General features: G+C 61.9%; 26 protein-coding genes. 12 read left to right on the forward strand and 14 right to left on the reverse strand.

The window, feature by feature from the left end; genetic code table 11:
- Nucleotides 1-3 precede the first annotated feature (3 nt).
- A complete protein-coding gene (locus EN804_RS22335) occupies nucleotides 4-1,017 on the forward strand; it encodes a nucleoside hydrolase (RefSeq protein ID WP_127870478.1) in 1,014 nt (337 codons plus the stop codon).
- Nucleotides 1,018-1,029: 12 nt separating this feature from the next.
- Nucleotides 1,030-1,962, forward strand: a complete 933-nt coding sequence (locus tag EN804_RS22340) for a nucleoside hydrolase (protein ID WP_127870477.1) — start codon at nucleotides 1,030-1,032, stop codon at nucleotides 1,960-1,962.
- Nucleotides 1,963-2,027: 65 nt separating this feature from the next.
- Here the strand turns inward: EN804_RS22340 and fghA are convergent, their stop codons facing one another.
- From fghA to EN804_RS22370, 6 genes are all read right to left on the reverse strand, one after another.
- Nucleotides 2,028-2,885, reverse strand: a complete 858-nt coding sequence (gene fghA, locus EN804_RS22345; RefSeq protein ID WP_189524548.1) for an S-formylglutathione hydrolase — start codon at nucleotides 2,883-2,885, stop codon at nucleotides 2,028-2,030.
- A gap of 208 nt (nucleotides 2,886-3,093) precedes the next feature.
- On the reverse strand, nucleotides 3,094-3,654 hold the full coding sequence (gene msuE, locus EN804_RS22350) for an FMN reductase (RefSeq protein WP_127870476.1): 561 nt from the start codon (nucleotides 3,652-3,654) through the stop codon (nucleotides 3,094-3,096).
- 300 nt (nucleotides 3,655-3,954) lie between these two features.
- Entirely contained in the window at nucleotides 3,955-4,974 is a 1,020-nt protein-coding gene (locus EN804_RS22355; RefSeq protein ID WP_135921398.1) for an NADP-dependent oxidoreductase, read from the reverse strand.
- 25 nt (nucleotides 4,975-4,999) lie between these two features.
- Nucleotides 5,000-6,325 (reverse strand): LLM class flavin-dependent oxidoreductase, encoded by a 1,326-nt coding sequence (locus tag EN804_RS22360; protein WP_135921399.1) that lies wholly within the window; start codon nucleotides 6,323-6,325, stop codon nucleotides 5,000-5,002.
- Between the two features lie 98 nt (nucleotides 6,326-6,423).
- On the reverse strand, nucleotides 6,424-7,539 hold the full coding sequence (locus EN804_RS22365; protein ID WP_127279602.1) for an alkene reductase: 1,116 nt from the start codon (nucleotides 7,537-7,539) through the stop codon (nucleotides 6,424-6,426).
- 33 nt (nucleotides 7,540-7,572) lie between these two features.
- A complete protein-coding gene (locus tag EN804_RS22370) occupies nucleotides 7,573-7,863 on the reverse strand; it encodes a metalloregulator ArsR/SmtB family transcription factor (RefSeq protein WP_127279601.1) in 291 nt (96 codons plus the stop codon).
- Between the two features lie 74 nt (nucleotides 7,864-7,937).
- On the opposite strand from EN804_RS22370, the gene EN804_RS22375 reads away from it, so the two are divergent.
- The 7 genes from EN804_RS22375 to EN804_RS22405 all read left to right on the forward strand — a co-directional run bounded on the left by EN804_RS22375 (nucleotide 7,938) and on the right by EN804_RS22405 (nucleotide 13,598).
- A complete protein-coding gene (locus EN804_RS22375) occupies nucleotides 7,938-8,372 on the forward strand; it encodes a hypothetical protein (RefSeq protein WP_245464446.1) in 435 nt (144 codons plus the stop codon).
- A 93-nt stretch (nucleotides 8,373-8,465) separates the two neighbouring features.
- Nucleotides 8,466-9,437 (forward strand): SDR family oxidoreductase, encoded by a 972-nt coding sequence (locus EN804_RS22380; RefSeq protein ID WP_135921400.1) that lies wholly within the window; start codon nucleotides 8,466-8,468, stop codon nucleotides 9,435-9,437.
- 10 nt (nucleotides 9,438-9,447) lie between these two features.
- Nucleotides 9,448-11,160: an HAD-IIB family hydrolase gene (locus EN804_RS22385; RefSeq protein ID WP_135921401.1), complete on the forward strand. Its 1,713-nt coding sequence runs from the start codon at nucleotides 9,448-9,450 to the stop codon at nucleotides 11,158-11,160.
- A 107-nt stretch (nucleotides 11,161-11,267) separates the two neighbouring features.
- Nucleotides 11,268-11,585, forward strand: coding sequence for a hypothetical protein (locus EN804_RS22390; RefSeq protein WP_023771230.1), 318 nt, complete (start codon nucleotides 11,268-11,270; stop codon nucleotides 11,583-11,585).
- 8 nt (nucleotides 11,586-11,593) lie between these two features.
- Nucleotides 11,594-12,595 carry an ATP-dependent DNA ligase gene (locus tag EN804_RS22395; protein ID WP_127870471.1) on the forward strand — a complete coding sequence of 334 codons (1,002 nt, stop codon included), beginning with the start codon at nucleotides 11,594-11,596 and terminating at the stop codon, nucleotides 12,593-12,595.
- A 137-nt stretch (nucleotides 12,596-12,732) separates the two neighbouring features.
- The gene (locus EN804_RS22400) at nucleotides 12,733-13,251 is read left to right on the forward strand and encodes a ferritin-like domain-containing protein (protein ID WP_127281179.1); all 519 of its coding nucleotides are present in this window, start codon (nucleotides 12,733-12,735) and stop codon (nucleotides 13,249-13,251) included.
- A gap of 65 nt (nucleotides 13,252-13,316) precedes the next feature.
- A complete protein-coding gene (locus EN804_RS22405) occupies nucleotides 13,317-13,598 on the forward strand; it encodes a hypothetical protein (RefSeq protein WP_127281180.1) in 282 nt (93 codons plus the stop codon).
- Between the two features lie 23 nt (nucleotides 13,599-13,621).
- Here EN804_RS22405 and EN804_RS22410 read toward each other — a convergent pair whose 3' ends face one another.
- The 8 genes from EN804_RS22410 to EN804_RS22445 all read right to left on the reverse strand — a co-directional run bounded on the left by EN804_RS22410 (nucleotide 13,622) and on the right by EN804_RS22445 (nucleotide 19,884).
- Complete coding sequence (locus EN804_RS22410; RefSeq protein WP_127281181.1) at nucleotides 13,622-13,786, reverse strand: hypothetical protein; 165 nt, start codon at nucleotides 13,784-13,786, stop codon at nucleotides 13,622-13,624.
- Between the two features lie 119 nt (nucleotides 13,787-13,905).
- A complete protein-coding gene (locus EN804_RS22415) occupies nucleotides 13,906-14,100 on the reverse strand; it encodes a hypothetical protein (protein ID WP_127870469.1) in 195 nt (64 codons plus the stop codon).
- A gap of 174 nt (nucleotides 14,101-14,274) precedes the next feature.
- The gene (locus tag EN804_RS22420; RefSeq protein ID WP_246693463.1) at nucleotides 14,275-15,297 is read right to left on the reverse strand and encodes an acyltransferase; all 1,023 of its coding nucleotides are present in this window, start codon (nucleotides 15,295-15,297) and stop codon (nucleotides 14,275-14,277) included.
- A 104-nt stretch (nucleotides 15,298-15,401) separates the two neighbouring features.
- The gene (locus tag EN804_RS22425; protein WP_135921402.1) at nucleotides 15,402-15,941 is read right to left on the reverse strand and encodes a prepilin peptidase; all 540 of its coding nucleotides are present in this window, start codon (nucleotides 15,939-15,941) and stop codon (nucleotides 15,402-15,404) included.
- 1 nt (nucleotide 15,942) lies between these two features.
- Nucleotides 15,943-16,503 carry a tetratricopeptide repeat protein gene (locus EN804_RS22430; protein WP_167531359.1) on the reverse strand — a complete coding sequence of 187 codons (561 nt, stop codon included), beginning with the start codon at nucleotides 16,501-16,503 and terminating at the stop codon, nucleotides 15,943-15,945.
- A 52-nt stretch (nucleotides 16,504-16,555) separates the two neighbouring features.
- Nucleotides 16,556-17,506, reverse strand: a complete 951-nt coding sequence (locus tag EN804_RS22435) for a type II secretion system F family protein (protein ID WP_135864984.1) — start codon at nucleotides 17,504-17,506, stop codon at nucleotides 16,556-16,558.
- An 18-nt stretch (nucleotides 17,507-17,524) separates the two neighbouring features.
- Nucleotides 17,525-18,382, reverse strand: a complete 858-nt coding sequence (locus tag EN804_RS22440; RefSeq protein ID WP_245512068.1) for a type II secretion system F family protein — start codon at nucleotides 18,380-18,382, stop codon at nucleotides 17,525-17,527.
- Nucleotides 18,383-18,495: 113 nt separating this feature from the next.
- The gene (locus tag EN804_RS22445; protein WP_127870465.1) at nucleotides 18,496-19,884 is read right to left on the reverse strand and encodes a CpaF family protein; all 1,389 of its coding nucleotides are present in this window, start codon (nucleotides 19,882-19,884) and stop codon (nucleotides 18,496-18,498) included.
- 540 nt (nucleotides 19,885-20,424) lie between these two features.
- On the opposite strand from EN804_RS22445, the gene EN804_RS22450 reads away from it, so the two are divergent.
- The 3 genes from EN804_RS22450 (at nucleotide 20,425) to cpaB (ending at nucleotide 22,001) form a co-directional block, all read left to right on the forward strand.
- Complete coding sequence (locus EN804_RS22450) at nucleotides 20,425-20,640, forward strand: Flp family type IVb pilin (protein ID WP_135864980.1); 216 nt, start codon at nucleotides 20,425-20,427, stop codon at nucleotides 20,638-20,640.
- A gap of 16 nt (nucleotides 20,641-20,656) precedes the next feature.
- The gene (locus EN804_RS22455) at nucleotides 20,657-20,872 is read left to right on the forward strand and encodes a Flp family type IVb pilin (RefSeq protein WP_135864977.1); all 216 of its coding nucleotides are present in this window, start codon (nucleotides 20,657-20,659) and stop codon (nucleotides 20,870-20,872) included.
- Nucleotides 20,873-20,966: 94 nt separating this feature from the next.
- Nucleotides 20,967-22,001, forward strand: coding sequence for a Flp pilus assembly protein CpaB (cpaB, locus tag EN804_RS22460; RefSeq protein ID WP_135864975.1), 1,035 nt, complete (start codon nucleotides 20,967-20,969; stop codon nucleotides 21,999-22,001).
- Nucleotides 22,002-22,018 lie beyond the last annotated feature (17 nt).

A 22,018-nucleotide genomic window follows, 5' to 3' on the forward strand; every position in this document is an offset into this window, starting at 1 on the left:
CCCATGGAACGCATAATCCTCGACGTGGATTCCGCCGGCGACGACATTCTGGCCGTGCTGTTTGCCGCGGCGAACCCGAATGTCCGGCTCGAAGGCGTGACCACGGTGACCGGCGCGGCAGGCCCGATCGAGCAGGTCACCAATGTCGTGCTCAACACGCTGACGCTTGCCGGGCGCGACGACATCCCGGTTCATGCCGGCGCCTGGCGGCCGATCGTCGGCAATGCCAAGGCCGACATGGAGGCGCCGGTCCATTTCGAGAAGCGGCTCGTTGCCCGCTTCGGCGACCGGCTGAAGAAGTTCAACCCGCCGGCGCCGACCCCGTCGCGTCAGGCGACGCCGGGGCATGCCGTCGATTTCATCATCAATACCGTAATGGCCAATCCGGGCGAGATCACGCTGGTGACCACAGGCCCATTGACCAATGCGGCGATGGCGCTGCTGCAGGAGCCGCGCCTGACCGGCGCGCTGAAGCGGCTCATGGTGCTGGGCGGCAACTTCCAGACGCCCGGCAACATCACGCCGCTGTCGGAATACAACATATGGGCAGATCCTGAGGCCTCGCGCATCGTGCTCAACGCCGACGTCGACAAGATCCTGGTGCCGCTCGACATCTGCGAGGACAACCGCGTCGCCGCCTCGATGCTGACGCGCGACGACATCGCCGACATGCAGGCCGTGGCGCGGAAGAATGCCGTCCTGGAGATGATCACCGACAGCTTTCCGATCTACATCGACATCTGGCGCGAGTTCTTCGACCTCGTCGGCTTCCCGATGGATGACGTCATCACCGTGGCGCTGGCCTTCGACCCGGCCTTGGCCACGATGACCGAACCGCTCTTCGTCGATGTCGTGCTGGACGGGCGCCTCGCGCGCGGACAGACGGTTGCCCATCGCGGCCGGCAACTGCTGCCCGGCGGCGGACCGAAGACCACGCGCATCTGCACCGATCTCGACGGCCGCCGCTTCCTGAACATCTTCAAGCAAACCATCGCGCGCTACGAACAAGCGGCGTGAGGACCGATAAAAATGACCCTTGCAACTCCCATCCTGTTCGACTGCGATCCCGGCCATGACGACGCCATTGCGCTGGTCATGGCGCATCGCTCGCCGGCTATCGAACTCGTCGGCGTCACCACGACATGCGGCAATGCCGAGGTCGAGAAGACGACCGCCAACGCCTTGCGCATCCTGGAGTACATCGGCGCCGGCGACGTGCCGGTCGCGCGGGGGTGTCACCGTCCGCTCGCGCGGCCGCTGGTGCTCGGCACCGCCGACGGACCGAGCGGCCTCGAGGGCTCGCCCTATCTGCCGCAGGCCACGATCAAGCCGGTCGACCGGCACGCCGTCGATTTCCTGGCCGACAAGCTCCGCGCCGCGCCCGAGCCGATCCTGGTCGTCGCCACGGGACCGCTGACCAATATCGGCCTGATGATCCTCAAGCACCGCGATGTGCTGCCCAAGATCAAGGAACTGATCTGGATGGGCGGTGTGTTCTACCGCAAGAGCGAGATCATCACGCCGACGGAATTCAATGCCTTCTGCGACCCGGAGGCGCTGAAGATCGTGCTGGACAGCGGCGTACCGATCCTGATGGTCGGCCTCGACGTCACCATGCAGGTGCTGATCGAGGCGCCGCAATATGCCGAGCTTGCCACGATCGACACGCCGCTCGGCAAGCTCGTCAACGACTGGCTGCTGTTCTACGAGAAGCTGCACCGCAACTCGATGGGCGTCGGCGGCGCCATGCACGACCCGTTGGCTCTGGCGCTCGCCATCGACCCGACGCTGGTGCGCACGCGCCCGGCCCATATCGGCGTCGATCTGTCGGGCACCTATGCGTTCGGCGCGACGGTTGCCGATTTCTGGAGCGAGCGCGGTGAAAAAGACAATGCGCGTATCGCCCACGAAGTCGACGCGGACCGTTTCTTCAAGCTGATGTTCGACCTGCTGCGGGATTAGAGACCGCGAGGAAGCGCTGACCGCCCGGCGGATTTGTCGGGCAGCGGACGGAACAGCGAAAGGTCCTATGCTCCGGCGTCGGACAATCTGCGGGCGTGCCATCTCAGATGGTCGTCCATGAATGTCGAAATGAAGAAATACGAGTGATCGTAGCCGTCCTGCATGCGCAGCGTCAGCGCAATGCCGGCCTTGGCGCAGGCCGCTTCCAGGAGCCAGGGCCTCAGTCCGTCGTCGAGAAATCCATCCGATGTCCCTTGGTCGACGAAAAACTCGGGGAAGCGGTGGCCATCCTCGATGAGCAAGGTGGCATCGTAGCGCCGCCATGATTTCTCGTCGGAACCGATATATTTTTCGAAGGCCGGCTTCGACCAGCCGGCGGTGCTGGGCTGTACGATCGGCGCGAAGGCCGAACAGCTCTTGAAGCGTTCGGGATTCTTCAGCGCGATGGTCAATGCGCCATGTCCACCCATCGAGTGGCCGAAGATCGCCTGACGCGTCATGTCGGCCGGAAATTCCGCCGCGACCAGCGCCGGTAATTCCTCGGTGACATAGGAATACATGCGATAATTACTGGCATAGGGTTCCTGCGTGGCATCGAGATAGAAGCCGGCGCCGCTGCCGAACTGCCAATTGTCCTTCTCGTCGGGAATATCGGCGCCGCGGGGGCTGGTGTCGGGACAGACCATGATCAGGCCGAGCTCGGCGGCCATGCGCCTGTACTCTCCCTTGTCCATGACATTGGCGTGGGTGCAGGTGAGACCGGAGAGGTACCATACGACAGGGCAAGGTCTTTCACGGGCCTGCGGCGGCACGAAGACGGCAAACGTCATGTCGCAGGCGCAGACTTCCGAAGCGTGGGAATAGACGCCCTGCACGCCGCCATGCGACCTGGCAGCGGCGATGATCTTCATCCGATCCGACATGTGTTTCTTCTCCGCCAACGGAAAACGTGATTCACCACCGCTTGTCTACGGCATCGGCTGGGACCACGGCAACCTTGACGGATTGGACATTTGGATTGCTGGTCACGTCCGATTGCCACCCGGACGGCCAAGAGGTTCAGGCAGCGCCTGGAAGTCGCACCACCGCGCGCCTGACGAGGTTGGCGCGCGGGATTTATTCCGGAGCACGCTACTCGGCGGCGATCCTGGCGCGCTGCCTGCCGAAGAGCGCCAGGCCGACATCGTCAACCGCAAGGCCGACGCGGGCCCGGATCGCTTCGGATGCCAGCACGCCGTCGACGAAATCCTTCTCCGAGGCGTAGACGGCCGTCGGCAGCGCAAAGGCTTCAAAGAAGCCGAACAGCGGCCGCAGCTGATGCTCGACGATCAGCGCATGGCGGTCGCCGCCGCCGGTCGCCGCCAATAGCACCGGCTTGCCCCTGAGGGCGGCCGGGTCGACGAGATCGAAGAAATGCTTGAACAGACCGGTATAGCTGCCCTTGTAGGTGGGCGAGCCGACCACCAGGACATCGGCGGCCAGGATCCGCTCGAGAACGGCGCGGGCCTGTCCATCCAGGTCACGCGTCCCTTTGGCACTGCCAAGACTGGGACCGAGATCGACGATGTCATGGGTGCTGGCGGAGAGGCCGTATCGCCCGGCAATTTCCGTCACGATATGGTCAACGAAGCCACGGGTCTTGGAGGGCCGCGTGAAATTGCCGGAGAAGCCGACAATGGCCGGATTGGTCATGATGGACGCCTTGTTGTATGTTCGAGCCAGTGTGCCAGAATGTCCATAGTTTTTATAGACATTGGTACCGAACGAAAGGAATTGACGATCGCCGTAGGACGAAATCGGAGAAGATTTTTCTTCCCGGGACGCGCTGAAGAAGAAGCATGGCGGTGTCTGGCAGCGCGCTTATCAAGCTGCTCGACGGGGTTGCCTGCGGGGGCGAGTCCGGCCATGAAGCCGGCCGGCAGGCACGGAAGTGTATCGCCATGCTCTCATTCCTAAAAGACTGCCTCCCGAAATTGGCCGTCCGGGAGATGACTATCCCGCGACCCGCACAATGAGCTTGCCGAAATTCTTTCCTTCGAGAAGCCCCAGAAACGCTTGTGGCGCATTCCCTATGCCGTCCACGATATCTTCCCGGTACCGCACACGCCCGGACGCTATCCATTCGGCCATCTCGCGATAGAAGGCTGGGCGTTGATCGACAAATTCGCGCTGGATAAAGCCCCTTATCGTCAGGCTGCGATGCAGCACCTGCTGCATCAGCGCCGGAAGCCGGTCGGCGCCGGAATCCGCAGGGATGTTGTACTGCGCGATCAATCCGCAGACCGGAACGCGCGCGAACTCGTTGAGCAGTGGAAATACCGCATCCCAGACAGGACCGCCGACATTCTCGAAGTAGACGTCGATGCCTCCAGGACAGGCAACCTTCAGTTGCTCGGCAAAATTATCGGCGCGATGATCGACGACCGCGTCGAAGCCGAGCTCCTGGTGCACGAAAGCACATTTTTCGGGGCCGCCGGCAATGCCGACCGCACGAGCTCCCTTGATGCGCGCGATCTGGCCGACGGCCGATCCGACCGCGCCGCCGGCGGCCGCCACGACCACGGTCTCGCCGGCTTTTGGCCGTCCTATGGTGAGCAGGCCGGCATAGGCGGTGAAGCCTGGCATGCCGAGCACCCCGAGGGCGGTGGTGACGGGCGCCGCCGCTGGTTCGAGCTTGCGCAACCCGACGCCGTCGGAAACGGCAAAGCTCTGCCATCCCGAGTGGGACAGCACGATATCGCCCTCGGCGAAGCCGGCATGGCGAGATTTGACGACGCGCGCCACCGTGCCGCCCTCCATCACGCCGTCGATCTCGACCGGCTTGGCGTAGGACCTGGCGGCGTTCATGCGGCCGCGCATATACGGATCAAGCGACAGATAGAGGATCTGCAACAGCAGTTCGCCCTCCCCCGGCTCGCCGATGGCGACGGACTCGACGCGGAAATCGCTCTGCTTGGACCGGCCTTGCGGCCGCGCCGCGAGCACGATGCGGGTGTTCGTCAGCGTCGACATTGCATAGTTCTCCTCGGATGACGTTCTACGCGAAGAACCTGTTGGGAGGCCGCTTCAGGCCGAGATTCTCGCGCAGCGTCGATCCTTCATATTGCTGCCTGAATATGCCCCGCCGCTGCAGTTCAGGCACGACCTTGCCGACAAAATCGTCAAGTCCGGCGGGCAGATAGGGAAACATGACGTTGAACCCGTCGGAACCCTCGGCGACGAGCCATTCCTCCATGTCGTCGGCGATGGTCCCTGGCGTGCCGACGAAGGCAAGGCCGGAATAGCCGCCCAGCCTTTGCGCGAGCTGCCTGACGGTGAGTTTCTCCTGGCGCGCCAGTTCGATGACGCGCTCCCGGCCGCTCCTGCTGGCGTTGGTTTCGGGAATGTCCGGCAAGGGCGCGTCCGGGTCGAAGCCGGATGCATCATGCCCGAGCGCTATCGACAGCGAGGCGATGCCGCTTTCGTAATAGACGAGGCTGTCGAGCCTGGCCCGCTTGGCCTGTGCTTCCTCGGCGCTGTCGCCGACGATCACGAAGGCGCCGGGCAGGATCTTGATGTCGTCTCGCGAGCGGCCGAGTTTCTGCGCCCGGCCCTTGACGTCGGCAAAGAACCGCTGCCCGGCGGCGAGGTCGGCATGCGCGGCGAAGATGACCTCCGCCGTCTCGGCCGCCAGTTGCCGTCCGGCTTCCGACGCGCCGGCCTGGACAATGACCGGCCAGCCCTGCACCGGCCGAGCAATGTTGAGAGGCCCCCGCACCGAAAGATGCTCGCCCTTGTGATCCAGCACATGCAGCCTCGCCGGATCGAAATAAAGCCCGCTTTCAGGATCGCGGATGAAGGCGTCGTCGGCAAAGCTGTCCCACAGCCCGGTCACCACATCGTGGAACTCCCGCGCCCGCCGGTAGCGCTCATCATGCTCGACATGTTCGTCGAGACCGAAGTTCAGCGCCGCGTCGGGATTGGACGTGGTGACGATGTTCCAGCCGGCGCGGCCGCCACTGATATGATCGAGCGAGGCGAAGCGGCGCGCGACATGATAGGGCGCGTCGAAGGTCGTCGATGCCGTGGCGACCAGCCCGATATGATCGGTGACGGCGGCCAGCGCCGACAGCAGCGTGAATGGCTCGAACGACGTCACCGTATGGCTGCGCCGCAGCGCTTCGATCGGCATGTTGAGCACTGCCAGATGGTCGGCCATGAAGAAGGCATCGAACTTCGCCGCCTCAAGCGTCTGGGCGAAGCGCTTCAGATGGGCAAAGTTGAAATTGGCGTCCGGATAGGCGCCGGGATAACGCCAGGCGCCTGTGTGCAAACTGACCGGGCGCATGAACGCGCCGAGCCGCAGCTGCTTTTTATGTGTCATGGGCTGGGCATCCCGAGCGGCATTGAGTGATCCGCCGAAGTTCCGGCATGGCGGGATTGACCGCGACCCGCCGGAACTTCGGTTCAGTCGGCGAGCTGCTATGCCGCCGTCGGATAATCCGTATATCCCTTCGAATTGCCCCCGTAGAACGTATTGCTGTCGGGGGCGTTCAGCGCGATGCCTTGCTGTAATCTGCCTACGAGATCGGGATTGGCGATGAACAATTTTCCGAAAGCGACCAGATCGGCACGCCCTGCCTCCACCGCAGCTTCCGCGAGTTCCCTGTCATAGCCATTGTTGACCAGCCAGGCGCCGGCACCGCCCGCATCGCGATAGGCCGCCTTGAAGGCGGCATAGTCGAACGGCCGCTCGCCTTGCTGGAAATCACGGGCCCCGCCCGTCGCACCTTCAATGACGTGGACATAGGCCAATCCATGGCGGCCGAGTTTCCTGGCCACGTATTCGAACAAAGGCTGGGGTTCGGGATCGGAGGAGTCATTGGCCGGCGTCACCGGCGAGAGCCGAATGCCGGTCCGGCCGGCGCCGACTTCCCCGACGACCGCCTCCACCACCTCGAACAGGAAGCGGGCACGGTTCTCGATCGAACCGCCATAAGCATCGGTCCGATGATTGCTGCCCGAACGCAGGAACTGGTCGAGAAGATAGCCATTGGCCGCGTGGATCTCGACGCCGTCGAAACCGGCGACCTCGATTGCCGCTTTCGCCGCACGCCGGAAGTCTTGCACGATACCCTGGATCTCGCCTTCCTCAAGTGCCCGCGGCTCGGACGTCTCGGCAAAGCTGCCGCTGCCATCCGCTCCGACCAGGAAGGTCTTGGATTTCGCGCGGATCGCCGACGGCGCAACAGGCTTGCCGCCTCCCGGCTGCAGCGATGTGTGCGAAATCCGCCCCACATGCCAGAGCTGAACGACGATCTTGCCGCCTTCGGCGTGCACTGCGTCGGTGACCTTCTTCCACCCGGCGAGCTGTTCTGGCGCGTAAAGACCCGGCACATTCGCATAGCCCTGGCCCTGATGAGTGATCGCGGTCGCTTCGGTCACGATCAGGCCCGCGGTGGCACGCTGGCGGTAATAGGTGACGGACAGATCCCCTGGAACCGCATTCGGCGAGCGATTGCGCGTCAGCGGCGCCATGACGATGCGGTTGGCGAGGGCGAGGTCGCCGGCCGCTATCGGGTCGAAAAGTGTGGTCATCGGAAGGCCTTTCATACTCAAGCAAATGCAGGTTCAGATATCGGAGAGCGAAGCGCGGAAAGCGGCGATCGTTTCGTCGTTCCGCCTGTAGAAGACCCATTGACCAAGGCGGCGTGTGGTCACCAGATCCGCCGATGAAAGCGTGGCGAGATGGGCCGACACGGTTGATTGCGACAGACCGCAACGTTCGAACTGCCCCGCGCAAACGCCCATGGCCAGTGGATGTTCCTGGCTCGTGAAATGCATTTCCGGCTCTTTCAACCAGTTCAACATTTGGCGCCGAACCGGATGGGCCAACGCCTTCAGGATGGCATCGTGATCCATGAATTCCCCGTATATCGCCAGTAGCCGATATTTATATCGCACCTATGCGATCCGTAAGGAACGACATTCTGTTTTTGGCGACCGATGCGAAACACTTGCCCTGGCGGCACAGCCTGCATGGCGGTTCAAAGGCGTTTGTTCGGAACCTGATCGGCCCGCGGCTGTTTTGCGTTCAGGCAAACACGGAGGCAGCCATGGCACGCGACAGGACCGAATATGAAACCGGCGCACGGAAGTATCCCGCCAGGACCGGCCCGGATCCGAGCGACGATTTCTCGCCCGATGCGGCGGGCAACAAGCCGCCGGCAGGCGGGATGGGGCTCACGCGGCAGGCGGATCAGACAAATGAGAAAACACATCAGTCCGAAGGCCAGAACCCGCCTGGCAAGGCGACACCCAGCCCTGCAACCGAAAAGACATCCGGTGCGGGCCCGGCGATCTCCGAACGTTCGAAGGACGCGAAGTCTCCAAAATCGGGCCGCCAACCCGGCGCCTATGTCAAGGACTGACGCGGACGGGCGGCGACACCTCTCGACAAGCTTATGCGTCGCGCTGACCTTTCGGTTTGGCGCGCGAACTTTCTTCAGCCCAGGAGAACCACCATGGAGACGAAATCCCGGACCGCCGGTGAAGCCGCCAAGCAGCGCCATATCCAGCGCGGCGTCGATGCCAAGGACAAATCGAAGCGCAACGGCAAGGCGGAGCACGCCATGCAGGCAGGCGCGCGCACCTATCCCGAGCCGCCCTTCCCCAAGCAACATCAGGCCAAACCCGGGCATGAAGCGGCGATCGAACCTGCCCCGCTCTACGATGCTCCCTATTATCTCGGATCAAGGAAACTCGAGGAGAAGGTGGCTCTCATCACCGGCGGCGATTCCGGCATCGGTCGTGCGGTGGCGGTATTGTTCGCCCGCGAAGGCGCCGATGTCGCGATCGTCTACCTGGCCGAGGACAGGGACGCCGAAGAGACGAAATCCGCCGTCGAAAAAGAAGGTCGACGCTGCATCCTGATCAAGGCCGACGTCAGCGAACGGCAGGATTGCCACGATGCCGTGGCGGCCACGGTCAAAACATTCGGCCGCATCGACGTGCTGGTCAACAACGCCGCTTTCCAGATCCATTCCAGCGACTTCAGCGACCTGACCGAAGAACATTTCGACACGACGCTGAAGACCAATCTCTATGGCTATTTCCATATGGCACAGGAAGCGGTGCCGCACATGAAGCCAGGCTCGGCGATCGTCAACACCGGTTCGGTTACCGGCATAGACGGCTCGAAGCAACTGGTCGACTATTCGATGACCAAGGGCGGCATCCATGCCTTCACGCGCGCGCTTTCGGGCAATCTCATCGCCAAGGGCATCAGAGTGAACGCGGTCGCGCCTGGCCCGGTGTGGACGCCACTCAATCCGTCCGACAAGCAAGCCGGCGACGTCTCGAAATTCGGCGCGGACACGCCGATGAAACGGCCGGCACAGCCGGAGGAACTGGCTCCGGCCTATGTGTTCCTGGCCTCTCCGCACTGCTCGAGCTACATCACCGGCGAGATCCTGCCGATCGTCGGCGGCTACTGAGGTCATCGCAATGTATTTCATTGCCTTGGCGACCGATTATGACGGGACGCTCGCGCATGACGGGGCTGTCTCCAAGAAGACGCTCGCCGCGCTGGAGCGGTTCAAGAAAAGTGGCCGTAAACTGCTTCTGGTCACCGGACGCGAGCTGCCCGACCTCAAGCGCGTGTTTCCCGATGTCGGCCTGTTCGACAAGGTCGTCGCCGAGAACGGTGCCCTGATCTACACCCCGGCGAGCGAGGAGGAGCGGGTGATCTCGCTATCGCCGGAGCCCAAATTCGTCGCCAGACTGAAAAAGCAGGGGGTGAAGCCACTTTCGGTGGGACGTTCGATCGTCGCCACCTGGGAGCCACACCAGGCGACCGTGCTCGAAGTCATCAAGAAGATGGGGCTCGAGCTCGAAATCATCTTCAACAAGGGTGCGGTGATGATCCTGCCGAGCGGGGTCAACAAAGCCACCGGGCTGGCTGCCGCGCTCGAGGATCTTCGCCTGTCGCCGCATAATGTGGTGGGTATCGGCGACGCCGAGAACGATCATGCCTTCCTGCAGGCCTGCGGCTGCAGCGTTGCGGTCGACAATGCCATACCCGCGGTCAAGAGCACCGCAACCCTGGTCACGAGCGGTGCACGCGGCAAAGGCGTCGAGGAATTGATCGCCAAGCTGATCAAGCGCGACCACGGGATCGTGCCGAGGCGTCATGACGGCATTGTTCTGGGATCGTCCGGTGGCGACGACATCTATCTGTCGCCGACCGACAGCGTGCTCATCGCCGGCAGTTCGGGCATCGGCAAATCCACCCTGGCCACCGCGCTGACGGAACGCTTCGTCGAGAACCGATTTCAGTTTTGCGTCTTCGACCCTGAGGGCGACTATGATGGCCTCGAGGGTGCGGTTCGGCTGGGGGACGGATCGAGCGCGCCCACAAAGGCGCAGGTGCTGGATCTGGTCGCCAAGGCCGACAGCAATGTCGTCGTCAACGGGCTTTCGCTGCGTGTCAACGAACGGCCTGATTTCTTTGCCGACCTGCTGCCTGGCCTTGGCAGCTTCCGCCGCCGCACCGCGAGACCGCATTGGCTGGTCATCGACGAAGCGCACCATCTTCTTCCGAAGCGGCGCGACGATACGCGCTCCGTGCTCTCCCTGGAACTGCCGGGAACAATCCTGATCACCGTCCATCCCGAAGCGATTTCGACCGACGCCCTGCGCCTGGTTACGGCCGTTATCGCCCTTGGACCGACGGCGAAGGACGTGGTGAAGGCCTTCTGCCGCGAGACCGGCATCGAGCCACCGAAGGACATTCCCACGCCCAAGGGCGACCGGGTTCTTTTCTGGCGGCCGCAGGTGCGCAAAAAACTCACGACGGTCAAGGTGATCGAACCTCGCCAGTCTCTCAAGCGCCACAGCCGCAAATATGCCGAGGGCCAACTCGATGAGACCGGCAGCTTCTATTTCCGCGGTCCCGACGATGCAATGAACCTGAGGGCCCATAATCTGATGATCTTTGCCCAGATGGCCGAAGGCATAGACGACAAGACCTGGGAGTTCCATCTGCGCGCGGGCGACTATTCGAAATGGTTCCGCCACCAGATCAGGGACAAGGACCTCGCCCGCGAAACCGCCGAGGCGGAAAAGGACAGGAAGCTTTCGGCGGAAGAGAGCCGCAAACGGGTGCTCGATGCCGTACGGCGGCGCTACACCGCACCAGCGACGGCGCCTGAGGAGTAGCAGCCAGGCCGCGGTCATGGGCGATGTCGGGAACGGCGGTTCGCCGACCGCGTTGGAACCCGGGCGCCGGCCTAACGTTCAACCTCCAGCGAGAAGGAGTAGCGATCATGCCACGAGGCGAGAAATCCAAATACACCGACAAGCAGGAACGCAAGGCCGACCATATCGCCGAAGGCTATGAGAAGCGTGGCGTCTCCGACAAGGAAGCCGAGCGCCGCGCATGGGCAACGGTCAACAAGGACGATGGTGGCGGCAAGAAGGAAGGTGGCTCCGGGCGTGGCAAGCACACGGGCCATCCGGCAGCGCACAAGGGCGGCAAGAGCGGCGGAAAGGCGTCGGCTTCCCGATCGGCCGCGAGCCGGTCCGAATCGGCAAAGAAGGCGGCGGCGACGCGCAAGAGGAATGCCGAACACCACGCCCACTGAACGGCTCAATGAAGGACAGGTTTGCCCTCCCCCTGGACACGCCTCCCATGGAGGCCAAGGCCGCCGATGCCCTCCCGGAAGGCGAAGGCCTTTGGCAATACGAGCCCAAATGGGACGGGTTTCGCTGCCTCGCCTTCAAAGGCGACAGGGATGTCGACCTGCGCGCGAAATCCGGCAAACCTCTCGGCCGTTACTTCCCGGAGCTCGTCGCCATGCTGCAGCAGGTCGAGGCCCGCAACTTCGTTGTCGATGGCGAAATCGTCATCGAACTCGAAGGCCAGCTTTCTTTCGACGCACTGCAGATGCGGCTTCACCCGGCCGAAAGCCGTATCCGCAAGCTGAGCGTGCAAACGCCGGCGCGGCTGATCCTGTTCGACATGCCGGTTGCGCCGGACGGGACGATCCTGCTTGACGAACCGTTGTCGAGCCGCCGCCGGGCGGTCGAAGGCTTCGTTCGGGATAGCGCCAAACCCGGCTTGCGGCTCTCGCCCAGCGCGACCGATCCGGCGGCCGCCAGGCGCTGGCTGGAAGGGGCCGGCCACGGCCCCACCGATGGCGTCGTCGCCAAATTGCTGGCCGACCCCTACCGGCCTGGCGAACGCGCGATGGTCAAGGTCAAACGGTTGCGTACGGCCGACTGCGTGGTAGGCGGATTTCGCTATCTGGCCGGCAGCAAGGAGGTCGGCTCGCTCCTGCTCGGCCTCTACGAGGAGAGCGGCAAACTCAACCATGTCGGCTTTACCTCGACCATCGGCAGGGACGACCGGGCCGGCGTCACCCGAAAGCTGGAAAAGCTGCGTGGCGGACCTGGCTTCACCGGCAAGGCGCCAGGCGGACCGAGCCGCTGGAGCACGCAGCGCAGCGGCGAATGGGAACCCTTGCGGCCGGAACTGGTGGTCGAGGTCCGCTTCGATCACGTCACCGGCGACAGGTTCCGGCATGGCACCAAATTGTTGCGCTGGCGGCCGGACAAGGCGCCGCGCCAGTGCACCATGCGGCAGATCCAGTGAGGGAGTTCGCCCCGCGGCGGCGCGTGGGCCGAGCCGGAGGCAGCCTCTTTGCGAGACGGCTGGAACAACCGTCCCGATAGCAAGTTGAGTCCCAGCTACACCGATGGTGGGCTTCACGACAATTGGAGATGACAATTATGGCGACTGCGAAGAAAGCGGCAACGAAGGGCCTTGAAGCCTTGTTCCTCGACGGGCTGAAGGACATTTACTATGCCGAGAAGAAAATCCTGAAGGCGCTGCCGAAAATGGCAAAGGGCGCCGAATCCGAGGACCTTGCGGCGGCGTTCGAGAAACATCTGGCGGAGACCGAGGGCCAGGTCGATCGCCTCGAACAGGTCTTCGAGCTTCTCGACAAGCCGGCCCGGGGCAAGACCTGCCCCGCCATCGACGGCATCCTCGAGGAAGGTTCGGAAATCCTCGAGGAATACAAGGGCGCCCCCGCGCTGGACGCCGGGCTGGTTGGGGCGGCGCAGGCCGTCGAACACTACGAGATCGCGCGCTACGGCACGCTGATCGCCTGGGCCGAACAGCTCGGCAAGGGCGACGTGGTCAACCTCCTCAACGCGACCCTCGAGGAGGAGATGGCGACCGACGAGGCCCTTTCCAGCCTTGGCGAGGGCGGCGTCAACGAGCGTGCACTGGAACAGGCCGCCTAGCTGGCAAGTTTGTGCCCCGGGCGCCAGGCGACCGGGGCAACTCCTCAGGATTTCGGAGAACGACGATGGACCCCCGCAAAACAGAGCAACCGGCGGTGCAGGCCGAAGACCCCGACGAAACCGAAGGTCCCGCCATGGGGCAGCAGGACTGGGACGCGCTCGCAGGGGCGAAAATCCTTCCCGACAATGCGGCGGTGGAAGACGGGGCCGAGGAGGAAGGCGACTTGCCCGAGGAAGACGACGACAACCCCTACCAGGAAAGCGACGAGGCATTGCCCGACGATGTCGAGGAGGCGGTCATTTCACGCGATCCTTCGAGGGAAGGCGGCCGCTTCGACGAAGAGTGACCCCAACGACGTGCGCAATCCGGTCAGCCGGCCGCATGCATCGGGGGCTCTTCATTCTCGTCGGGATTGGGTAGCGGCGCCTCGTCGGGCAATCGGTCCGGCTCCGGTTCGCCGATCGGCTCGGGCTTCCAATTGGGAGCCGGCATGGGTACATCGCGGTTGGGATCGGGTTCTCTCGGATCGGGCATCAAAATCCTTTTCTCTCGGTTTGCTGGCCGGCAGTGAACCGGGCGGCTTTCGATGAGTGGTGTGACATGCAGAACCCATCCCGATTGCTCGGGACGGGCTCGGTGCCATCAAGCTCTGGCTAGCGATTCTTGTGACTTTGCTGGCCAGCCTTCACATGCTGTTCATGGGTCCCGCCGCGCGTGCCCGACCCGTCACCTTGCTGGCGTTGGCTGCCGCCCGCCGCCTGCTGCTGACGGTTCTTGTCGTCCATGTTCTTATGGCTCTGCTGGCCTGCTTTCACATGCTGCTCATGGCTTCCACCTTGATTGGGCATTCTTGATCTCCTTGGAGTTTTGAACGAGGCGACAACCGCCTCGATTGTCAAAGCTACTGGCGGCCCGGGCGTTCCCTCACGTAATATTTAGTGACTGCCGCCGCCGATCATGGAGAGTCGTCGGGAACAAGATTTCCGTCTCGAAGCTGGGCAGCTTCTGTCGAAGCGCATGCGTCAATCCCGTAGTGCCAGGCCAGTTGGATGGCGGCCAGTCTTCAGCTGGGGATCATACCGGCGCAGGAATTTGCGCAGCGGCAACTCGAACCGGATGTACATCCGCCAAGCGAAAAGAACTGATGTTGCGGTGCCGATCACGATGATGAGGTCGGCAGGAATCGGAAAAACGGTCCACACCATCAAAAGCAGCGTTATCGGCAGAGTGTGGATCAGATAAAGCATATAGGAGGCATCACCGAGAACCGTCCATGCGCTCGGCTGTGCGTCGATCTGCATCGTGCCGAAGACGATCATCGCCGCCGGGAGACCGTAAACCAGCACGCGCTGGAACCCGTTATCGCCGGCGAGAAACTCCATCGTCCCCCCTTGCGGCGCCATCCCGATGAATCCCACAGCGATCATCGCCGCGGCGCCGATCGGCAGGCACCACACCGCCGGTCTCCACTTGGGTGCATAGGCGAGAGCGATGCCAAAGCCGAACTCGATGATCAGCGGGTTGCCAAGAAACTGCAGCACCGGACCCGCCGAGCGAAACATCATTGCGAGGCCGAAGATACCGAGGAGACCCCAAAGCAGCCGCCGGTCGACGAGAACCATGGTTGCGGCGGCGTAGAACAGCATTTCGAAGCACAGCGTCCAGGCCGCGGGCAATGCTGGCGCGGTCATTTGATCCGTAGCGGGCCACAGCAGGAGTGTCGCCACCGCGTCCCGCCAGCCGAAGCCGGTTTTGTAGGCGACGATCGCATAGGGGATGCTGATCAGCAGGTAGAGCGGAACGATGCGCCGGAACCGTCTCCAAGCGAAGGATCGCCAGGTCAGGCAAGGTGCCGTCCTGGCAATAATCACCCCGGATATGACAAAAAAGATGTCTACGCCTGCGAAGCCGGCCACCTGCAAATCGTGAGGCAAAAGGCCATTGGATCCGGTGGCCGTAACGGCGGTCTGGGCCGCGTGGACATATACGACCATCAGCGCGGCAACGAAGCGAAGTACCTGCAAGGACCAGATCAAGGGCGCCAAGCCTATGTCCGTTGACCCCTTGGCAGTCGATCGCGCAGGTGCCATCCAATCGACGATCACAACCGGAATCTTCTGGTCGATGGCGGCTGCCCGCGCTGCCGGGGTTAGTTAAGCTGATTCAGGATTCCAGAACTGTTCGCCAACACCATATTTTCATAGATCACGAGGGCTGTCGTGCAGATCGCCGCGACCGAGATCGGCACGCCAAACGGCACAACGCCTTTGCGATCGAGATGCTGGACGTAGATGCGGAAGGCGCCCGCGGGCAGCAGGAATGGATTTTTCATTGCTCCTGCGGTGACGAGGGCGAAAACCAGGAGCAGCACGGAAAAAACGACGAGGTCTTCGCCGCCAGTCAGAAAAGGGACGACCGCCATCAGCTTGACGTCGCCGGCGCCGATCTTGCGCAAGACCCAGAACGGGAACAAGGCTACAAACAGCACGAGGCCGGCAGCCGCGCTCAAGCCCATGTCCAACCAGGATCCGGATCGGAGCACAAGCAGCAACAGGGACCCCACTCCCAGGCAGAGCAGCAGCAGCACATCGCGATTGGCAATCCTCTGCGTCGTGAAGTCGAGCCACGCAATCCTGGCGAGCAGCGGGATGGCGAGGGCCTTCAACAGCAGCGCTTCGACGAGCAGCATGCTAGCGCTCGATGTTCTGCACGCTCGACGACAGCAGCTTCAGATTGTTGGCTACGGTCGGATCGTTTGGTGCCAGCTCATAAGCCTTGAGGAAATTGCCGCGCGCGTCCTGCAGTTTGCCGCGCAGAAGATCGGAATAGCCGACATTGTTGTAGTATTCGGGCGACGGCCCCATCAGCTTGAAGGCGCGGCCATAGGCACGATCGGCGAGGTCGAAGCGGTGGATCCGGTCGCACGAAGCGGCCAGTCCCATCCAGGCGCCGCCGTCATTGGGGGCCAGTTGCGTCGCCTTGAAGAACAGCGCGCCGGCGTTGCCATAGTTTTCCGCGCGGAACTGGTTCTTGGCTTCGGCCACGGCCTGGTCCGATGCGTAATATTCGACGTCGCTGACCGTCTTCAATCCGTCGAACGCATCGCCAAAGGACGTCACATCGCCTTTCGAGGGTTCATTGGTGCGCACGACACCGCCAGTGGTGTCGGCGCCGTTTGTCTGGCAGCCGGCAAGGGCTGCCATCAAGAGACTGGCAGCGACGACGGTTGCGAGGCGCATTGGCCCTGTCATTTTATCCCCCAGAGTCCGGCGACTCTATTTTAGAATCAAAGCATAGAACCGTTTAGAAGAAAATGCCCTTCATGCGGATGATCACCGGCAACATGATCACCATCATGACCACCGGGAAGATGCATAATCCCAACGGGATCATCATTTTGACAGGCAGGGCGTTGGCCTTCTCCTCAGCGCTCAGAATTCTTTGTCCGCGCATCTCGTCGCTATAGACGCGCAGCGCATCCGTCAGACTGGTGCCGAGTTCCTCCGACTGCCGGAACAGCACGGCCAGGGAGCGCGCCTCTTCCAGCCCGATGCGGTCCGCGAGTTCACGCAGCGCCTCCCGCAACGGTTTGCCGGCCCGCAATTGCAGGTTCATGATCGCAAGCTGGATGCCCAGCCATTTGTGGGTGCCGGCCAGTTCGGCGCCGACACGTTCGACCGCCGCCTCCAGGCTCATGCCGGCGTCGGCACAGGTGATCATCATGTCCATGAAATCGGGAAATCCGCGACGATAGATATTTTTTTGAGCATTCTCGAAGCGGTCGAGCAGGATAGCTGGGATCACGATGCAGGCGAGTCCGAACAACGCGGAACCGGCAAAGGCCATGAAAGCAGGGAGTTGAGGCGGGAGTACTCGTACAAGGAGGGCATAGGCAACCAAAAAGCCGATACAGACCGCGCCCAGCCGCGACAAGGTGTAGATGAGCGGAGCACTGGGTTGATAAAACCCGGCGCGAAAAAGCTTCGCCTCGAGCGCATTTGGCTCGTTGCGTTCCTTCTCCATCGATCGAAAGTAGGCGTCAACTGGACGCTGCGCCGAGATTTTGAGCAACTGTTCCTGCCCCGCGAGCGAGCGGCGGTCGACGATGCCTTCCGACGTCAGGCTCTGGGCAACCAGCTTGCGCGTCTGCAACGCCGGCAAGAAGACAAGCGCACCGAACAGAAACAGCGACGCAGCCGCCACGAACACCGCGGTGGAAACCAGGAAACTCAGTCCCTGAATATTCGATAGCAGGTTTATGGCTCGCTCCTGTCAGAAATCGAAATTGACCATGCGATACATGATGAAGTCACCCAGCAGCGCCCATGTTCCGAAGATCACGAACACCGGCATGATCAAAGGGTCGTGCCATATCTGGCCGTAATATGTCGGAGCGGCGAGCTGGAGGAGCAGGAACATTACGAGCGGGAAAAGCGAAATGATCCACGCGGACACCCGGCCCTCCGACGAAAGCGCCCTGATCTTCATCCTGAGTTTTTGACGCTCGCGCAGAACCGACGAAAGATTAGCCAAGATCTCGGTCAGGTTGCCGCCAGTTTTCGATTGGATCGACAGCGACACAGACAATAGGTGGAGGCCTTCGAAGCCCACGCGCTGGGAAAGCTTCCGCACCGCCTGTTCGATGCTCAGTCCGAAGGTGATTTCGTCGGAGACGATGCCGAATTCCGTGCCAATCGGATCGGGCATTTCGCGCGCGACCAGACCTATGGCCACCGTTGCCGGGTGCCCCGCCCGCAGCGAACGCACGATCATGTCGAGTGCATTCGGGAGCTGTTTCGCGAATTTCTGGATCCGTTTCCTGCGCGCACGACGCAGAAGCAGAAGTGGCAGGACAAATCCGGTCACCAGAAAAATCAGGATGCAAGGCAATATGGAAAAACGCAGAAGGAATGAGAAAAGCAGCGCGATCGCAAGGGCTGAGGCCAGGAACATCGCGGCGAAAGTCAGCGGGTTTCCGGTAATGCCGGATTGGGTGTAGAGCCTGTTCAAGCCGACCATGCCGAAAAGAAAATCACCGGTATCCGTCAGGCCGCGTTCGCGCAGCAATCCCTGCAAGGTCCTTTCGGCCGGAACCTCATCGGACAATCGCTTCAGCCGCCGGTTGATCATGCCGGCACGGGATCGGCGATCGGCGAAAGACAGATAAAGCGCCTCGCCGGCGAGAATGACGGCCGCGGCCGTAAGCGTGTAAATAAAGTAGAGCAAGGTCTGGCCGGTGGGCATTAGAGCGCAACCTGGGGATTGAAGGCGTCCTTGGCGAAATGGTGCCCGAGAGTCGCCGCTTCCGGGGCAAAACGTGGGCGAACGCCGGTAGCGCGAAATTCCCCGACGATCTGACCGTCAACCGTCACCTCGCGACGCACGAAGGTGTAGATCTCCTGCATCTGGACGACATTTCCTTCCATACCGGTAATCTCCGATATCGATGTCACGCGCCGGCCGCCGTCGGACAGGCGCTGTGTCTGCACGATGACGTCGATGGCGGAAGCAATCTGCGCCCTGATGGACTCATGCGTCATCGGCATTCCCGCCATGCCGACCATCTGCTCAAGCCGCGAGATCGCATCGCGCGGCGTGTTGGCATGGATGGTGGTCATCGAGCCCTCGTGGCCGGTGTTCATGGCCTGCAGCATGTCGAAGGCCTCTTCGCCGCGAACCTCGCCGACGATGATACGGTCGGGACGCATGCGGAGCGCGTTCTTGACCAGCTCGCGCTGGCGAACCTCTCCCTTTCCTTCCACACTGGGCGGGCGTGTCTCCAGCCGGCCGACATGAGGCTGCTGCAGCTGCAGTTCCGCCGCGTCCTCGATGGTGATCAGGCGCTCCCTGGACGGAATGTAGCTCGACAGCGCGTTGAGCAAAGTCGTCTTGCCGCTGCCCGTCCCTCCCGAAACGAGGACCGACTTGCGCGCCTGCACGGCGATCCGCAGCAGATCGACCATTGGCGGACGGATCGAATTGAGCGCCACCAGGCGTTCGAGCGAATAGGGATTCTTGGAAAACTTTCGAATCGACACCAGCGGGCCGTCGACCGAGATCGGCCGCACCGCGATGTTGACGCGCGATCCATCCTCCAGCCTGGCATCGACCATCGGCGAGGATTCATCGACGCGCCGGCCGATGGCTGAAACGATCTTGTTGATGACCCGCAGCAGATGCGCCTCGTCACGAAACCGGATGGCCGTCTCTTCAACCAGGCCACGCCGCTCGATGAAGACGCGTTTGTGGGTGTTGATCAGGATATCGGTGATCGTGTCATCCTTGAGCAACGGTTCGATCGGGCCGAGTCCCAGCATCTCGTCGGCAGTCTCGCTGGTAATTTGATCAAGCTCGCGAGCGTTCAGCGGCACACTGTGGCTGCGCACGAACTCGCGCACGATCGGGCGGATCTCGTTCAGAATCTCGTCCTTGGACGCGGTTTCGAGCGCGGATAGATTGAACCTGTCAATCAAATGGCGATGCAGTTCGACTTTCAGCGTCAGGAAGTCGTCGCCATGGGGTTCTATATCAACAACTGGAGAAACAGCCGGAACGATGGGCAGTACAGTCAGCGGCTCGGCCTTTGTCGCGGCCTGCTGCTCGCTTGGTCCCTTGATAAACCGCCCCAGCATAATCCCTTATACCCCTCCAGCGCATATTAGCGGAAACTAAACGTTAACCAAGCGACGCACAAGCGCCGGGGCGCCTCACATGCCGGCAATACTTTCAACATAGTTAAGGAGCGCACCCAAAAAATATCGTTTTTATTTATGATCCCCGCGTTGCCAAACATGAGTGTGCGACTAAGCTTTAGATCCTCCTGTGCCCTTGCGTGCTCCGACATCGGAATCCACTCCATATCTGGCTATAACCCCCTAGATATAAAGGGATATGCTACACATCTAAAGTAGCTGTCACTTTATTAGGCCTTACGCATAATTGTGAACGAATGGTTAAGGGCGCTTGAAAAATTAGACGAATCAAGCTCTTGCTGAAATTTAAAGCCGCTCTCAACTCGCAAGTTCATGTATTGGGAAGTTAAGGAACCGTTAATCCCGTTTGACTCCGCAATTTCTCGGGACCTAGGATCGAGATGACGGGGGATGCTTGGGTATGGAGTTCATCCTTGGCTCTGTCTCGTCGGGTTCAAACCTCCAAAGGGAGAAATTGACATGAAGAAGCTCATGACGATGACCCGGCAGTTCCGCGACGATGAAAACGGCGCTGCCATGGTCGAATATTCCATTCTGATCGGCATCATTGCGGCGGCATCGATCATTGCGGTTATTGCCATCGGCGGATGGGTCGGCAGCCAGTTCACCGGCCTCTGCACGAAGCTGAACGGCAAGGGCCTGAAGGCTGATGGTACCGCTGGCGGCACCTGCTGAGGCGAAGGATACAGCCATGAAAAGGCTTATCATTGCAGCCAGGCAGTTCCGCGATGATGAGAACGGTGCTGCCATGGTGGAATACTCGATCCTGATCGGCATCATTGCGGCGGCATCGATCATTGCGGTTATTGCCATCGGCGGATGGGTCGGCAGTCAATTCACCGGCCTTTGCGCGAACCTGAACGGCAAGGGCCTGAAGGCTGATGGTAGTGCCGGTGGCACTTGCTAAAAACCTTCTGGGCCGGAATCGCTCGATTTCGGCCCAGAATTCTGCGCTTTGAAGGGGCTGACATTCGCCCGGCGGGCGATGGTGGGGTGGGAAGATGCGCGCTAATACGCTTATCATGATTGTCCTCGCCGGCGTGTTCGGCGTACTGGCGGTGGTGCTCGCCAATATCTGGCTGGCCAGCCAGCGCAATGCCATGGCGCGGACGGATGACGTCCCGCATGATACGGTGGTGGTGGCGGCCGTACCTTTGAAATTCGGTGACACGCTGACCGACGACAAGTTGCGCGAGATAGCGTGGCCGGCGGGCGCGGTTCCGGCCGGCGCTTTCAAGACAACGAAAGAGATGCTGGCTGGCGAAGGCGTAAAGCAGGCGCTGCAGGCGATCGGCACCAACGAGCCCGTTCTCGCCACCAAGATCACCGGCCCCGGCCAGCGCGCCACGCTCTCGGCGGTGCTGGGCGAAGGCATGAAAGCCGTTTCCATCAGGGTCAACGACGTGCTTGGGGTGGCTGGATTCGTTTTCCCCGGCGACCGCGTCGATATTCTGCTGACGCGCACGGTGCGTGGCGACGACGGTGCGGACAAGAGTTTCGTCGACGTGCTGCTGCAGAGCATGAAGGTGCTCGCCATCGACCAGGTTGCAGATGTGAGCAAGGACAGCCCGACCGTCGTCAAGTCAGTGACGCTCGAGGTCAGCACCAAGGACGCACAGAAGCTGACCCTGGCAGCCGGCGCCGGCCAATTGTCTCTGGCGCTGCGCCAGGCGGCGGCCAGCAAGGGCGAGGCCACCGAACGGGTGACGCTTTCCGACCTGACCGGCGAAATGCCAGAAGACGTCGCCAAGCGACAGGCCGAGCTCGAGAAGAAAGCTGCCGCGGACGCATTGGCGGAAGCTGAGCGCAAGCGTGCCGAGGACAAGATTGCCGGGCTCACCCAGGCCGTGGAGCGCGTTGGAAGCCGGCTTGACGAGCTGGGCAAGGCTAAGCCCGCTCCAGCGGCGGCAGCTGAAGTGCGGGAAGTCGTCAAGGAAGTGGTCAAGTATGTGCAGCCCGAGCCGCCGAAGAATGTGTCGGTGGGCGTGTTCCGGGGCGTGAAGCTCGAGACATATGACGTGCCGCGACAACCATGATAATATTGCGGCATAGT

This window comes from Mesorhizobium sp. M8A.F.Ca.ET.161.01.1.1, from assembly GCF_004792105.1.
Taxonomy (GTDB): Bacteria; Pseudomonadota; Alphaproteobacteria; order Rhizobiales; family Rhizobiaceae; genus Mesorhizobium.

What these genes read in the sequence shown, in the direction of transcription:
- EN804_RS22400 (WP_127281179.1), top strand. Translation starts at nt 12,733, where the DNA reads ATGGCGACTGCGAAGAAAGCGGCAACGAAGGGCCTTGAAGCCTTGTTC.
- EN804_RS22440 (WP_245512068.1), bottom strand. Translation starts at nt 18,382, where the DNA reads ATGATCAACCGGCGGCTGAAGCGATTGTCCGATGAGGTTCCGGCCGAA.
- fghA (WP_189524548.1), bottom strand. Translation starts at nt 2,885, where the DNA reads ATGTCGGATCGGATGAAGATCATCGCCGCTGCCAGGTCGCATGGCGGC.
- EN804_RS22405 (WP_127281180.1), top strand. Translation starts at nt 13,317, where the DNA reads ATGGACCCCCGCAAAACAGAGCAACCGGCGGTGCAGGCCGAAGACCCC.
- EN804_RS22410 (WP_127281181.1), bottom strand. Translation starts at nt 13,786, where the DNA reads ATGCCCGATCCGAGAGAACCCGATCCCAACCGCGATGTACCCATGCCG.
- EN804_RS22340 (WP_127870477.1), top strand. Translation starts at nt 1,030, where the DNA reads ATGACCCTTGCAACTCCCATCCTGTTCGACTGCGATCCCGGCCATGAC.
- EN804_RS22430 (WP_167531359.1), bottom strand. Translation starts at nt 16,503, where the DNA reads ATGACAGGGCCAATGCGCCTCGCAACCGTCGTCGCTGCCAGTCTCTTG.
- EN804_RS22335 (WP_127870478.1), top strand. Translation starts at nt 4, where the DNA reads ATGGAACGCATAATCCTCGACGTGGATTCCGCCGGCGACGACATTCTG.
- EN804_RS22415 (WP_127870469.1), bottom strand. Translation starts at nt 14,100, where the DNA reads ATGCCCAATCAAGGTGGAAGCCATGAGCAGCATGTGAAAGCAGGCCAG.
- EN804_RS22425 (WP_135921402.1), bottom strand. Translation starts at nt 15,941, where the DNA reads ATGCTGCTCGTCGAAGCGCTGCTGTTGAAGGCCCTCGCCATCCCGCTG.
- EN804_RS22360 (WP_135921399.1), bottom strand. Translation starts at nt 6,325, where the DNA reads ATGACACATAAAAAGCAGCTGCGGCTCGGCGCGTTCATGCGCCCGGTC.
- EN804_RS22445 (WP_127870465.1), bottom strand. Translation starts at nt 19,884, where the DNA reads ATGCTGGGGCGGTTTATCAAGGGACCAAGCGAGCAGCAGGCCGCGACA.
- EN804_RS22380 (WP_135921400.1), top strand. Translation starts at nt 8,466, where the DNA reads ATGGAGACGAAATCCCGGACCGCCGGTGAAGCCGCCAAGCAGCGCCAT.
- EN804_RS22355 (WP_135921398.1), bottom strand. Translation starts at nt 4,974, where the DNA reads ATGTCGACGCTGACGAACACCCGCATCGTGCTCGCGGCGCGGCCGCAA.
- EN804_RS22390 (WP_023771230.1), top strand. Translation starts at nt 11,268, where the DNA reads ATGCCACGAGGCGAGAAATCCAAATACACCGACAAGCAGGAACGCAAG.
- EN804_RS22385 (WP_135921401.1), top strand. Translation starts at nt 9,448, where the DNA reads ATGTATTTCATTGCCTTGGCGACCGATTATGACGGGACGCTCGCGCAT.
- EN804_RS22455 (WP_135864977.1), top strand. Translation starts at nt 20,657, where the DNA reads ATGAAAAGGCTTATCATTGCAGCCAGGCAGTTCCGCGATGATGAGAAC.
- msuE (WP_127870476.1), bottom strand. Translation starts at nt 3,654, where the DNA reads ATGACCAATCCGGCCATTGTCGGCTTCTCCGGCAATTTCACGCGGCCC.
- EN804_RS22365 (WP_127279602.1), bottom strand. Translation starts at nt 7,539, where the DNA reads ATGACCACACTTTTCGACCCGATAGCGGCCGGCGACCTCGCCCTCGCC.
- EN804_RS22395 (WP_127870471.1), top strand. Translation starts at nt 11,594, where the DNA reads ATGAAGGACAGGTTTGCCCTCCCCCTGGACACGCCTCCCATGGAGGCC.
- EN804_RS22370 (WP_127279601.1), bottom strand. Translation starts at nt 7,863, where the DNA reads ATGGATCACGATGCCATCCTGAAGGCGTTGGCCCATCCGGTTCGGCGC.
- cpaB (WP_135864975.1), top strand. Translation starts at nt 20,967, where the DNA reads ATGCGCGCTAATACGCTTATCATGATTGTCCTCGCCGGCGTGTTCGGC.
- EN804_RS22450 (WP_135864980.1), top strand. Translation starts at nt 20,425, where the DNA reads ATGAAGAAGCTCATGACGATGACCCGGCAGTTCCGCGACGATGAAAAC.